We start from the raw sequence: 12,995 nt of genomic DNA on the forward strand, positions 1-12,995 counted from the left end.
TAAGCAAATAATTTTAGGAATTATGCAATCAGGAAAATCTCAATTTTTTAATAGAATTCGCGGCTATAAGACTTGATTGTTGAAATGTACGTAGAAATATATAGCAATCTTAAATGATTTGTGAAATATTATATGTAGGTTCGTTGACTGTTAACTGTCAACGGTTAACAGTCAACAGTCAACAGCCAAAACCGATATTTTTCACAACTGAAATAGGATCGCTATATGTAGTGGTTTATGCAATTAATTTTGATGAGTTGCTAGATCCTCGACTTCTTGAAGAATACAACTGGCGCATCAGGGGTAAGATCCCTTGCTGATCCTGAAATCTCGCCGTCATCCTCAAAGGCTGCTATTGAAGAAAACCCACGGGGGTAGCAAAGGCTTGCCAATATTTTTCTTCTTCTTCTGGTGTAAACATTGCAATCAACCCGAAAAACTTGCGCAAATAGCTGTTCGCTGTAAGCTTTCATACTAGCTGCTGCTACTTCTGCTGTCACAGTATCTTGGAAGTAGGTAGGAATATTTCAGAAATTAAATATGAATCCTATAGTTACCCAGCAGGGACAAAAAGCTAGTATTCTCGGTTTAGCAGCACAGTCACAGCTAGATGCTAATTCTATTTCAACGGCGTTTGCAGGGGGAATTAATTATTATTTCTTTTACAATCTGGAGTCGGAAAACTTCCTTACTGGGCTAAAATCTCTGCTCAAAGAAAAGCGCCAACAAATTTTAGTTGCTACTGGGAGCGAAAACCGAGATATCAACGCTTTGCGTCGTTACCTTGACTCGGTGCGCCATCGCCTAAATGTTGATAGCGTAGATGTGTTTTTTGTGGAATATGTGTTTCCTGGTGATGATAGCAAACAAATTCAGGCAGTGTTGGAAGAATTGCGATCGCACCAACAAACAGGAGCAATCCGCTATGTAGGAGTAACTACCCATAATCGACCGATTGCTTTAGAAATAATACAGCATCAGCAGTGTGACATATTAATGCATCGTTATAATATGGCTCACCGCAAAGCGGAAGAAGATGTTTTACCCACTGCTTACCAAGCTGGTATTCCTGTAGTTGCCTTTACTTGTACGCGCTGGGGTTCCCTACTTACCAAGCATCCTCATTGGCAAATGCAACCACCCACCGCCGCCGATTGTTACCGTTACGCACTGCATCATCCGGCGGTAAATATCGCACTTACCGCCCCTAAAACGCGCCAGGAATTAGAAGCAAACCTCAGCGTTTTCAATGCTCCCCCTCTTTCCCCTGAAGAAATCGCACACTGGCGGGAATATGGCGACTTAATTTATGGTACAGGGCAAGATGCCTTTGATACCCAATGGGTTTAATTGCGGAAAGCTGGATTTCGTTTATGTAGTAATAAATCATACCAGTTGCAGAATGCGATCGCTATGAGAACTAATCGTCCTTGGATGTTTGTATTTTGGGTTTATTTGACGATTTTAATGTCCATTTCCCTATCAGCTTATTTAAAAATCATTCCTAGTGAAATTGCCAAATTTCCTCATTACGATACGATTTTGCATTTCCTATTATTAGGTATCGCCGCATTTGTCAGCCATTTAGCCTTTAACAAAGTCAAATTTAATATTGGTAATATTGCTTTACCAATTGCGCCGATGATTGTTATATTGTTTTGTTTAATTGACGAAATCATTCAACATTTCGTCCCCTATCGTTCAGCCGATCCAGTTGATTTATTAGCTGACCTTTGCGGTATTGTATTATTTACTTGGTTAGCAGAAAAGCAAAAGTTGCGCCAAGCTTAATTTCCAATTCCCATTCTTTCAAGTGATGGGAAAAACTTATTTTTCTCTCTGTGCCTCTGTGTCTCTGCGTTTTAAAAATTATTTATTTAACCACAGAGGCGCAGAGAACACAGAGATAAGAGAATAGGACTTACGCACACTCTACAAATTCTTCTCCCAAGGGGAGACGCTGCGCGTTGGCGGAAGCCTCTCGCAGAGAAGGCGTACTTGGCGTCTTGGCGGTTTAAAAATCGAAAGTTGTCCGCAACACTCCTACATATTGAGTATCATTATTACTATTATTTTCCGGGTTAAGAATTACCCAAAACCCAGGAGTCACAGAAATATTGTCATGAATTCGCCAACGGTAAAAAGCTTCAATATGGTAAGAGCTATCGCTTTCCTCACGAACATCACTGTGAGAAACTCGTGGCGGTAAACCAAAAAGAATACCTGGTAAATTACCCCTACCGCCAACATCAGGAAATGTCATCCCAATTGCGCCAAACCAAGCATTAGCACTATCACCATTATTCACAAATAGCGAATCTGTGCTACCTCTCCCATTAGAAATATCACTGAAACCAGAGTTCTTCGCAGTTGCCCAAATATACCCGCCCCATGCATGTACTTGAAAATTGGGAGAAAAGCGATAATATCCTTGCGCACCAACAATACTATTAGAGGTAGCAATGCTGTTACCAAAAGGCGATATGGATAAAGCGCTACCTCTACTACCTGTAATATCCACAGTACCAGCAGGGCTATATCCATGAGAGTAAGCAACACCAATTGCGCCTTGTTGACCATAGTAAACTAAATGTGCCAATGCATTATAACCACCATCAAATAAACCATTTTGAGGTGCTGGATTATTGGGACTGTTAGCTAAATAACCGAGAGTTAACACCAAGTCACTGCTAATCTTCCAGTTAACTGCTGCACCGCCCCCTCCCCGTTCAAACAGCAAACTATTCTTACCAAATAGTGAGGGAATACCGTTACCATCATCAGCAACTGTCGCTGGAGTGACGTTATCTGTGATGTCGTTGTAGCCAATACCCACCGGGCCGATAACAAAGGATAGAGACTCGCTAACAGGAAAGTAGTAACGGATGTGGGGTACAAACAATGTATTGTTACTATCATTATCAAAGTTTAAGCGCGTCATTCCCGTACCGCTAGCAGCAGCAATTTGGCTGACACCATTAGAATTGGCAAAGTTGCCAAACTCTAGTCGCACTCGCAATAAATCTTTGCCTGTAAAACTACTTTCTAACTGCAAACGACCGCGCGTAGCAAAGAAGGGGTTAGATTCATCGCGCGTACCCCCGACTTTATTACCAAAGGTATCGCTAATGGCGGTAATAATTTGGGCATTTAGCTTGGTAGTAGTGGAAAATTGTTGTTGTTCTAATGTTGATGTTCGCGCTTCTATACTATCGACTCTTCCGCGTAGAGTTGTTAGTTCTGCTGCAAAGTCTTGTTGTAGTTTTTGCAACACGGCTAAATCCTGTTTCTGGACTAAATCGCTGGTAGCTGTGGTGATTAATTCATTAATTCTATCCAAGCAAGCATTTAAACCTGCGGCAAATTCATAACGAGTTAAGGCGCGATTTCCGCGATAAGTAGAATTGGGATAACCTGCAATACAACCATAGCGTTCAACTAATGATTGCAATGCAGCAAAAGCCCAATCGGTTGGTTGCACATCTGAGAATTGGGAAACTGATGTGACTTGTTCTTGTAATGTATTAAATTCGGCATCTGTTGCATCTGCTGCCCAGACTGCTGGAGATGCTAAAAATAAAAGTAGAAAACTGCACCAAGAATGTTTCAGCATTGGATTTATGATGGTATTTGATATGAGAAAAAACTGGGTTTTTCTTGATTGTCTAAGAGGTTGTTTTAAAAGTTCTCTGTTTGGTAGCACAATATTTAGATCCCCCTAAATCCCCCTTAAAAAGGGGGACTTTTAGAAGTTTTTGCCCCCCTTTTCAAGGGGGGTTGGGGGGATCAACAAGTGCTTAAAATTACAGCTAACCACTTTTCAAACATCCTCTAAGCTCAAGAGATTGCGATTAATATCTGCGGCGTTGTATGAAATGGGATGAAGTAACGAACCGCAAAGACGCGAAGTACGCAAAGAAGAGTTTTTTTGAGAGCGGAAAAGAAAGACTCTTCTGGCAAATATGCAAGGAATAATCTTGTATTGATGATGTTTTTATTTGATTTTTGCTGGCAAATACTTAAAACAAGTTATGTATGTGTAGGGTGTGTTATCACGTAGACACGAAGTGGCGTCCCGTTCGCGTAGCGTCTCCGCAGGAGAAGGGTAGTGTAACGCACCTTATTCTTGGCTTTAGCGCGTTGCAGAAATACTGATTTTAAAAACTACGCAAAAATACCAAAAATTCTTAATTTATTGAACCGCCAAGACGCCAAGAACGCCAAGAATTCTTAGGGTGTCGTAAGTTCTGTTAACTGTTGAGATGAAGAGAGAAGGGAAGAAGAGTTAAAAAGATAACTATTCATCCCTTCAATTTGTGTTAACGTCGAGAACGTCTGCGCAATCTATCAATCATAACTGCGGCAATAATTACCAAACCTTTGACAACTAATTGCCAGAAGTAAGACATGTTCAACAGAGTTAAACCATTGTTGAGTACAGCAATAATTAATGCACCGAGAAGTGTGCCCCCAATGGTACCGATACCGCCTGTGAAGCTGGTTCCACCGAGAATGACAGCCGCGATCGCATCTAGTTCATAACCCTGCCCTAACATACCGGTGGCACTATACAAGCGGCTGGCGCTCATAATTCCGGCTAAACCTGCGAGTAATCCACTCACGCCATAAACAAACAGCATGACGCGATTGACTTTGATACCCGTTAATCTGGCGGCTCTTTCGTTACCACCTACGGCGTAAATTTGTACACCTAAAACTGTTTGTCTCAGTACAAACCAACTCACAGCCACAGTCAACAAAGCAATGATTACTAGCCAGGGAATCGGGCCGACATAGCTGTTACCTATCCAAGCAAAGTTGATATTTCGGTTAATTACTGTTGTACCATTAGCAACTAAGAAGGCTGCACCACGGAGGGCAGTTAAAGAACCCAAGGTGACAATAAACGGCGGTACATCTAAAAAGGTAATTAACGCACCGTTGAGTAAACCTAACAGCAATCCGGTGACTAAGGCCGCAGGAACAGCTAGCCAACCTAAAGCCGGTATTAGAGATACTAATACTGCAACTACAGCAGAAACAGCCAAGATTGACCCGACTGAAAGGTCAATACCTCCGGTGAGAATCACAAAGGTCATCCCCGTTGCCAGGACAATATTAATTGAAGCCTGACGCAAGATGTTGACGGCGTTACCTGCTGTCATAAAATTAGGACTCAGCAGCGCAAATAGAATGCAGATGATTACCAAAATCGGTAAAATCCCGGCAACTTGCAGTAAATTGTTAATGGATTTGCGCTGGCGTTGGGAATTCTCGCTTGGTCTTCTGTTAACTGGTTTTAAGGTTTGACTCATGATGCTAGTACCTCCGATGCTCCTGTTGCATAGTGCATAATGTTTTCTTGGCTAATTTCTTTACCGGGACTGTTGTCTAGTTCACCCACTAACTCCCCTTCGCGCATGACTAAAACGCGATCGCTCATTCCCACAATTTCTGGTAGTTCGCTGGAAACCATGAAAATTGCAACCCCTTGGGCGGCTAAATCGCTAATAATCCGGTAAATCTCGCTTTTAGCACCGATATCTACGCCCCTTGTCGGTTCATCCAGCATCAATACTCTAGGATTAATCGCCAACCACCTGGCTAGCAGGAGTTTTTGCTGATTTCCCCCGGAAAGATCCACGGCGCGAATTTCTAAATTAGCCAGCCGGATATGAAAGTTTTCGACTGCGTCAGCAGCAATCTTATTGACTGAAGCCCAATTAACGATGCCACTCCTAGCATCTTGTTTAAGTCTATTGAGTCCAATATTCTTGCGGGAACTCATTTCCAGAAATAAACCTTGGTCTTTGCGATCTTCTGGGACATAGCCAATACCCACAGCGATCGCATCACTGGGGGAATTAATCTCTAGTTTTTTACCATTGAGAAATACTTCACCGCTAACTTTGCGATCGGCTCCAAAAATCAGCCGCGATACCTCTGTCCGTCCCGCACCCACTAACCCAGACAATCCGAGAATTTCCCCTGCACGCAGTTGAAAGCTGGCGGGTTTAACTTTGCGCCCATCGCTAATATTTCTCACTTCCAGCACCACCGCGCCGGGATTGTTTTGGCGTTGATGTTCGTAAAAGTCCTGCATCGAACGACCAACCATCATTTGTACCAAGCGCTGGGGAGTAATTTCTTCCCGCGTCAAACTGCCAATATATTGACCATCCCGCAGCACGCTAATGCGGTCAGCCAGGGCATAGATTTCTTCCATGCGGTGACTAATATAGATAATGGCAATGCCATCGTTGCGCAGTTTGCGAATTACCTCAAATAACCGTTCCGTCTCTCTGTCAGATAAAGCGGCTGTTGGTTCATCCATCACCAAAATCCGGCTGTTATCTTTTAGCGCTCTCGCAATTTCTACTTGCTGCTGTTCCGCGATCGCTAAAGTACCGACAATATCCGTAGGTGCAAAACTCGCCCCCAAGCTATCTAATACCCGCCGGGCTTCAAGTTCCATACCTTTACGGTCTAAAAATTGACCTTTTTGCAACTCGCTACCCATAAACATGTTTTCGGTAACAGTTAAATTGGGTGCAACGTTCAATTCTTGATAAATCAGATTAATCCCTGCTTGTCTGGCTGTACCCGGATCGGTAATTTTCACCGCTTGACCATTAATCCAAATCTCGCCATCATCAGCAATATAAGCCCCAGCCAGGATTTTCATCAAAGTGCTTTTACCCGCACCATTCTCACCCATCAAAGCGTGAACTTCACCCGGATAAATAGTCAAATTCACACCTTGCAAAGCCGGGACACCATGAAATCGTTTAGCAATCCCGCGCATTTCTAAGACAGGGTTAGCTGTCGCGGGTGGAGAAAAATCTCTTTCAATATTTGTTGTCATATGTGGTGAGTGCAGAGTCCTAAATTTTAAAGTGTTAAGCTGCTTTAGCTCTAACGCCACAGTCAACAGTCAACAGTCAACAGTCAACAGTCAACAGTCAACGGATTACCAACCTGTAGATGTACTTACGTTCTCTTTAGTAATCAACTTGGCGGGAATCAAAATGTTTGGTGATGCTGGTTTTTTGCCATTCAAGATGTCGTTACCTACCTGAACCGCTTTTACAGTCATCCCTCTGGGGTTTTGCGTAGCTGTGGCTGCATAGAGGCTATCGCTAGATGCGATCGCTTCTATGGCTTCCGGTGCGCCGTCAACTCCCACAATAAAAAAGTCTCTGCGTTTGGCTTGGTTAGCCGCTAAATCTACGCCCACACCGCTAGGATCGTTGATGGCAAAGACTGCATCAATTTTGGGGAAAGTGACTAGTATGTCGCTCATCACTCTCAATCCCCCATCGCGGCTACCTTCTGCGTTTTGGTCTTTAGAAAGTAGTTTGATATTGGGATATTTAGCTAACACTTTTAAGCAACCATCCACGCGCTGGATGACTGAAGTGACTGGCGGCCCGTTGACTATGACAACATTGCCTTTACCTTTGAGGCGATCGGCAATATATTGGCAGCTAATTTCTCCAGCTTGCACATTATTAGTAGTGACAGTCGCATCTACATCTGCTTCTACAGGTGTATCTACTGCAATCACAATTGTCCCTGCTTTTCTGGCTTGCTCAACAGCAGGTCTGATACCTTTACTATCCGCAGCATTGAGGACAATTAAGTCAGTATTCGCCGCCACAAAATTTTCAATTTGGTTAAATTGCTGATTTAAATCATAGCCGCTAGAAACTACAGTGACTTTGACATCACTTCCACCAATGTTTTTTGCTTCTTTCTCCGCACCTTGTGCCATAACCACAAAGAACGGGTTACTTAAATCGCCCAAAGTTACGCCAACAGAACGTAATTTAGGATTGCGATCGCTCTTATTAGTCTGCGTACTTATATCAGTAACGTTTTTTGTATTAGTGGTATCCGTATTAGTGGCTTTGTCGCCATTGGGAGCAACGTTTGTGCAGCTAACAAGCGTACCACTAACAATACTTAATATAGTAGCTGCCACACCTGAGGTAAAGGGAAGTTTTTTCACATTCATCTATATCCTAATAACGCATTTAAATTCAATAACAATCAGCAGAATATAAATCACGCTTGATATGAATTAGAAACGTTTTTTATCCCATCTGGGTTTGGAGCTTTATCTCAAAGTTATTTGAGACAACCTCCGAAATTACAACGTTTTTTGGATGTAATTCAGATTAAACGTAAATTTTAAAATTCATCACCGTCTTAAGGCTTAGACTATGGCTTGGTCATTTTAATTTTTGTTAAACATCTTGTTTGTTAAACTTTATGCACACCTGTGCATGACTGCTGATTTTTATTTTTGCACACCTGTGCATAAAAAACATGTTAAGTTTAATTACGTTACCTTCGGTAAGTTGTGAAGATGAGTAAGCGAAAAATTTCTATTGAAGATATTGCGCGTCAAGCAGGCGTTTCTCACTCTACTGTTTCCCGCGCTTTACGAGACAGTCCTTTAATTAGCGCCAAGGTGCGGGAGGAAATTAAAAAACTAGCGCAGGAAATGAATTATGTTCCAAATGCGATCGCCCAAAGTTTGCAGACTCAACGCACTTATACTGTTGGAGTTGTTGTCACTTCTATCGCCGATCCCTTTTTTGGTGAGTTAGTCGAGGGAATTGAACAGGTTGCTAAACAAGCAGGGTTGAATGTGTTGTTAAGTGCTTCACATGGAGATTTTGAGCAAGAAATAGCAGCGATTGAGAATTTTCACTATCGCAGAGTAGACGGAATTCTCATAGCTGATTCCCGCATTAGTAAACAGTATACGCAGCAGTTAACCCCATTCACGGTGCCAACAGTTTTAATTAATATCGACACAGAAGACCAAGGGGAAATATTTCACTCAGTCGCCATTGACGATCGCTTAGGTGGTAGTTTAGCTGTAGAACATTTAATAGAGCTAGGACACAGTGCTATTGGCTATCTAGGTGTAGGCGATGGTAGCAAAGCCGAACAAGAGCGCCTAGAAGGCTATCAAATGGCGCTAATTCAAGCAGGTATCACACCAAATACCGATTGGCTCGCAATTTTTCCGAGAAACCAGGAAACAATCAACGATATTGATATCGGTAAAAAAATGCTGTCTCAACTAGTCTCAGCTGGAGTAACTAGCATTTTTTGCTACAACGATATGGTCGCAGTTGGCGCTCTCTTAGCCTGTCAAGAGCTAGGAATTTCCGTACCGCAAGATTTAAGCCTTGTGGGATTCGATAACATTGCTCTCGCGAGTTACATTACCCCACCACTCACCACAGTTAGTCAGCGAATGTCTGAAATGGGTCAGTTTGCTATGACGATGTTACTAGAATTATTTCAAGGTAAAACAGTAAAAAATCAACTTTTATCACCGTTTTTAGTTAAAAGAGCTAGTAGTACAACTGAAAAGAGTGTTGACGGTTCACGGTTGACACCTCGACAAGCTCAGTGCGGCGCTGTTGACTGTTAAGAGAGATTTTTATGACATTTTCTATTCGTTTTGGTGTCGCCAGTTCATCATGGCTAGTTAGGTCTTTAATGATTGCCCAACATTAAGACCGAGAACAGGAGATAATAATAAACTTATACCATCCTCAGCTGTAATACCATCCCTTTGCCTAGGCTGCTTTATATTCACAACTACAGGGTAGATTTTCGCTATTTGTCGCCAATAAGATAGTGAAAATTACCAATTTGTATACATCTAAAGCTTTTTGTAAGGTTTCAGGTAAGTTAAGTCGCAAATAAGATCATGGAAACTACCAAATTGTATGCTCGTTTAGAAAATTATTATCAGCAAATCAAGACAATTATTCTCAGTCGTCAGAATCCGATTACTGGTTTACTACCTGCGAGTACGGCGATAACAGCTCACGGAGATTATACAGATGCTTGGGTAAGAGATAACGTATATAGTATTTTGGCAGTTTGGGGTTTAGCACTTGCATACCGCAAGATTGATGAAACTAAAGGCTACACTTATGAACTAGAACATAGTGCAATTAAGCTCATGCGTGGATTGCTATTTGCAATGATGCGACAGGCTTATAAAGTAGAAAAATTTAAACAGACACAATCCCCATTAGATGGATTACATGCTAAATACAATACCGCTACTGGTGATATTGTAGTTGGTGATGATGAATGGGGACATTTACAATTAGATGCGACATCAATATTTTTGTTGATGTTAGCGCAAATGACTGCCTCTGGCTTGCAAATAATTTATACAATTGATGAAGTTAATTTTGTCCAAAATTTAGTTTATTACATTGGACGCGCTTATCGCACACCAGATTATGGGATTTGGGAACGGGGTAATAAAATTAATCACGGTAATGCAGAGTTAAACGCTAGTTCTGTCGGTATGGCGAAAGCTGCTTTAGAAGCCATGAATGGACTAGATTTATTTGGCGTTCACGGAAGCCAAGCTTCGGTAATTCATGTGCTTCCAGATGAAATTGCCCGCGCGCGAATTACATTAGAATCTTTATTACCTAGAGAATCAGGTTCAAAAGAAATTGATGCAGCATTGTTGAGTATTATTAGTTTTCCCGCCTTTGCAGTTGAAGACGAGCAACTACGCGATCGCACCTTTAACGATATCATTAACAAACTCCAAGGCAAATACGGCTGCAAACGCTTTCTCCGAGACGGACATCAAACTGTATTAGAAGATACTCACCGCTTACATTACGAACCCTGGGAACTCAAGCAATTTGAGCATATAGAATGTGAATGGCCGCTATTTTTTACTTATTTATTTCTTGATGGCTTATTTCGTCACGACAAAGTCCAAACTCAATATTACCAAGAACGTTTAGAATCATTACTCGTAGAACGAGATGGTTTGCAATTATTACCAGAACTATATTATGTCGCAGAAGAGAACATAGAAGCAGAAAAGTTAGCCCCCCAAAGTCAACCGCGTCTACCTAACGAAAACGTTCCCTTAGTTTGGGCACAAAGCTTATATTTTCTTGCCCAAATGTTAAATGAAGGATTAATCGCTATTGGTGATATTGACCCTTTGGGAAGACATTTGTGTGTGGGAAAAAATCGAGAATCTCTCGTACAAATTGCCTTAATTGCAGAAGATGAAGATTTACAAGAAAAATTAGCAGTTCATGGTATTGAAACCCAAACACCCAAGCAATTAGAACCAATTCAAGTCAGAAATGCTGGGGATTTATCTACTATTTATACCCAAATTGGACGCAACAATAAACTCGGTTTAACTGGGCGTCCAGTGAGGCGGTTACGTAGTTTGACTACCTCTCGCATCTTTCGCATTCAAGACCAGACATTGGTATTTTTACCATCCTTCTTAGATGCCCAACAATTTTATTTAACCCTTGATTATCATTTCTTACTCGATCAAATTAGAAGTGAACTCGCCTACATTCAAAAATATTGGAGTGATTTAGGTCGTCCGACTTTAACTTTAATGCTAACCCATACCATGTTAGAAATTGGTGCTGAAGCATTATTAGAATTAATGCAAGAACTGAAAAATGGTGTTTGTCAGGGTGTTAGAGTAAAATTAGGACGATTAAATCAGCTAATGCTAACAGCTGGATTGCAAAGAATTGACTTTCTCCAAGATGAAGAATTTTCCCTACCAGCCGTCAAAGATGGGGGATTACACTGCTATTATTTGGCATATACTCCAGGTAAAAACTGGCAATTAGGACATACCCAAGAATTCCAAATGGAATGTGAAACCAACTTGGGTTCATTGCTTGCTACTTTACGTGCTTCGGAAAATATTTACGAGCAAATTGAGTTATTGCAAACCTTAACAAGGTTGCAAGGATTAAATTTTGATACTGGTATTGGCGGGCCTAACTCTGTCGTCACAGTAGACAACTTACTTGATGAAATATATACCAAAGCTGGGGATTTAGGGCTTTGGGCGATTGTGCGCCGGGTTGCTGGGTTGCGACGAATGGTAGATATTGGCTTATCGGATGCTGTCACCAGTATTTTAGTCAGGGGTAAGCAAATTTCCGTCGGTAAAGCTTACAGCGAAGATTCCTTAATTGCTGTACCCATGTCTCACGATGAAATAGCCGAGAAAATTAATCATTTTTGTCGAGAAGATATCCGCGATCGCGTCCTCACTCAAGAGATTATCATCTATTTGAGCGTACTCATGCGAGGCGAACCCGAACTATTTCGCGGATTGCTGACACTCAAAGTTGGTTATCTCATCCTCTTAATTACCAGCAAACTAGCCAGAGAATTAAAAGTCACCCAAGATGAAGCCTACGAACATTTAATGCAACTGTCACCTTTTGAAGTCAAAACCAGGTTGCAAATTGTCTTAGCTGAATATGCGGGGATGAGTAAACTCTTACGTCAGCAAGAATCATTACATGTCAGACAAAAAGAAAGTGACATTGATTGGGTATTACCATTCACCAATGATAGCGAAATCGAAGTTCCCGCAGGTGGATGGCGGCGATATCGCCAAGCTGAAGGCTCAACCGGACGAGTACCCAAGGACTTTTTTCAGCAAGTGTGGCTATTGATGAAACATTGCAAAGGTATTGTGATTGGCGATAAATTAGAACGTCGCAATCGCTTAGATAGTGAATTAATGTTGTCAGAAATGACACCAGGGGAAAGGAATTTTGCCTTACTAGTCGAGCATCTACTCAATAAAATTGAAGCTCCCGAATATCGCCAAGTGAATATAGAAGCCTTAATGGAATTATCTGCGATCGCCGCCAATAACCCTAACCTGCAAATTGAAGAATATATCGTCTTAGATGTCTTAATTGGTCACGCAGTTAGACTAGCATGGTTAGATGCCCATCCCGAACGCGGCGATCGCTATGATGAAGATAAAGCAAGTGCATGGCGATCTTTTTACAATACCTCTCCTAGAGATTTCGCTATTTATATTTTGAAGGCCTTCCGGTTCTTGACGGAGTTTGTCACAGAATTATAAACCTAACAAATCAAAAAATACCCCCCTACTTTGGTGAAAGTAGGGGGTTTTTAAA

At 41.6% G+C, this 12,995-nt stretch carries 9 protein-coding genes; 4 read left to right on the forward strand and 5 right to left on the reverse strand.

Annotation, left to right across the window (positions count from 1 at the left end):
* Positions 1-260 precede the first annotated feature (260 nt).
* The gene (locus H6G41_RS13595; protein WP_190746709.1) at positions 261-500 is read right to left on the reverse strand and encodes a hypothetical protein; all 240 of its coding nucleotides are present in this window, start codon (positions 498-500) and stop codon (positions 261-263) included.
* A 40-nt stretch (positions 501-540) separates the two neighbouring features.
* On the opposite strand from H6G41_RS13595, the gene H6G41_RS13600 reads away from it, so the two are divergent.
* A complete protein-coding gene (locus H6G41_RS13600; protein ID WP_190746710.1) occupies positions 541-1,350 on the forward strand; it encodes an aldo/keto reductase in 810 nt (269 codons plus the stop codon).
* A 63-nt stretch (positions 1,351-1,413) separates the two neighbouring features.
* Positions 1,414-1,791: a VanZ family protein gene (locus H6G41_RS13605; RefSeq protein WP_190746711.1), complete on the forward strand. Its 378-nt coding sequence runs from the start codon at positions 1,414-1,416 to the stop codon at positions 1,789-1,791.
* 223 nt (positions 1,792-2,014) lie between these two features.
* Here the strand turns inward: H6G41_RS13605 and H6G41_RS13610 are convergent, their stop codons facing one another.
* From H6G41_RS13610 to H6G41_RS13625, 4 genes are all read right to left on the reverse strand, one after another.
* Complete coding sequence (locus H6G41_RS13610) at positions 2,015-3,613, reverse strand: iron uptake porin (protein ID WP_190746712.1); 1,599 nt, start codon at positions 3,611-3,613, stop codon at positions 2,015-2,017.
* Between the two features lie 706 nt (positions 3,614-4,319).
* Entirely contained in the window at positions 4,320-5,315 is a 996-nt protein-coding gene (locus tag H6G41_RS13615; RefSeq protein WP_190746713.1) for a ribose ABC transporter permease, read from the reverse strand.
* Positions 5,312-6,865: a sugar ABC transporter ATP-binding protein gene (locus H6G41_RS13620; RefSeq protein ID WP_190746714.1), complete on the reverse strand. Its 1,554-nt coding sequence runs from the start codon at positions 6,863-6,865 to the stop codon at positions 5,312-5,314. The genes H6G41_RS13615 and H6G41_RS13620 overlap by 4 nt, the downstream gene beginning before the upstream one ends.
* 105 nt (positions 6,866-6,970) lie before the next feature.
* Positions 6,971-8,017, reverse strand: a complete 1,047-nt coding sequence (locus tag H6G41_RS13625; RefSeq protein ID WP_190746715.1) for an ABC transporter substrate-binding protein — start codon at positions 8,015-8,017, stop codon at positions 6,971-6,973.
* Between the two features lie 354 nt (positions 8,018-8,371).
* On the opposite strand from H6G41_RS13625, the gene H6G41_RS13630 reads away from it, so the two are divergent.
* Both H6G41_RS13630 and H6G41_RS13635 read left to right on the forward strand, forming a co-directional pair.
* Positions 8,372-9,454, forward strand: a complete 1,083-nt coding sequence (locus tag H6G41_RS13630) for a LacI family DNA-binding transcriptional regulator (protein ID WP_190746716.1) — start codon at positions 8,372-8,374, stop codon at positions 9,452-9,454.
* 282 nt (positions 9,455-9,736) lie between these two features.
* Positions 9,737-12,940 carry a glycoside hydrolase family 15 protein gene (locus H6G41_RS13635; RefSeq protein WP_190746717.1) on the forward strand — a complete coding sequence of 1,068 codons (3,204 nt, stop codon included), beginning with the start codon at positions 9,737-9,739 and terminating at the stop codon, positions 12,938-12,940.
* Positions 12,941-12,995: the final 55 nt, after the last annotated feature.

Source organism: Tolypothrix sp. FACHB-123 (genome assembly GCF_014697075.1).
Taxonomy (GTDB): Bacteria; Cyanobacteriota; Cyanobacteriia; order Cyanobacteriales; family Nostocaceae; genus Aulosira.

Excerpts from the sequence above, each read along its gene's own strand:
- H6G41_RS13600 (WP_190746710.1), top strand. The coding sequence starts at position 541 with ATGAATCCTATAGTTACCCAGCAGGGACAAAAAGCTAGTATTCTCGGT.
- H6G41_RS13625 (WP_190746715.1), bottom strand. The coding sequence starts at position 8,017 with ATGAATGTGAAAAAACTTCCCTTTACCTCAGGTGTGGCAGCTACTATA.
- H6G41_RS13635 (WP_190746717.1), top strand. The coding sequence starts at position 9,737 with ATGGAAACTACCAAATTGTATGCTCGTTTAGAAAATTATTATCAGCAA.
- H6G41_RS13620 (WP_190746714.1), bottom strand. The coding sequence starts at position 6,865 with ATGACAACAAATATTGAAAGAGATTTTTCTCCACCCGCGACAGCTAAC.
- H6G41_RS13605 (WP_190746711.1), top strand. The coding sequence starts at position 1,414 with ATGAGAACTAATCGTCCTTGGATGTTTGTATTTTGGGTTTATTTGACG.
- H6G41_RS13615 (WP_190746713.1), bottom strand. The coding sequence starts at position 5,315 with ATGAGTCAAACCTTAAAACCAGTTAACAGAAGACCAAGCGAGAATTCC.
- H6G41_RS13630 (WP_190746716.1), top strand. The coding sequence starts at position 8,372 with ATGAGTAAGCGAAAAATTTCTATTGAAGATATTGCGCGTCAAGCAGGC.
- H6G41_RS13610 (WP_190746712.1), bottom strand. The coding sequence starts at position 3,613 with ATGCTGAAACATTCTTGGTGCAGTTTTCTACTTTTATTTTTAGCATCT.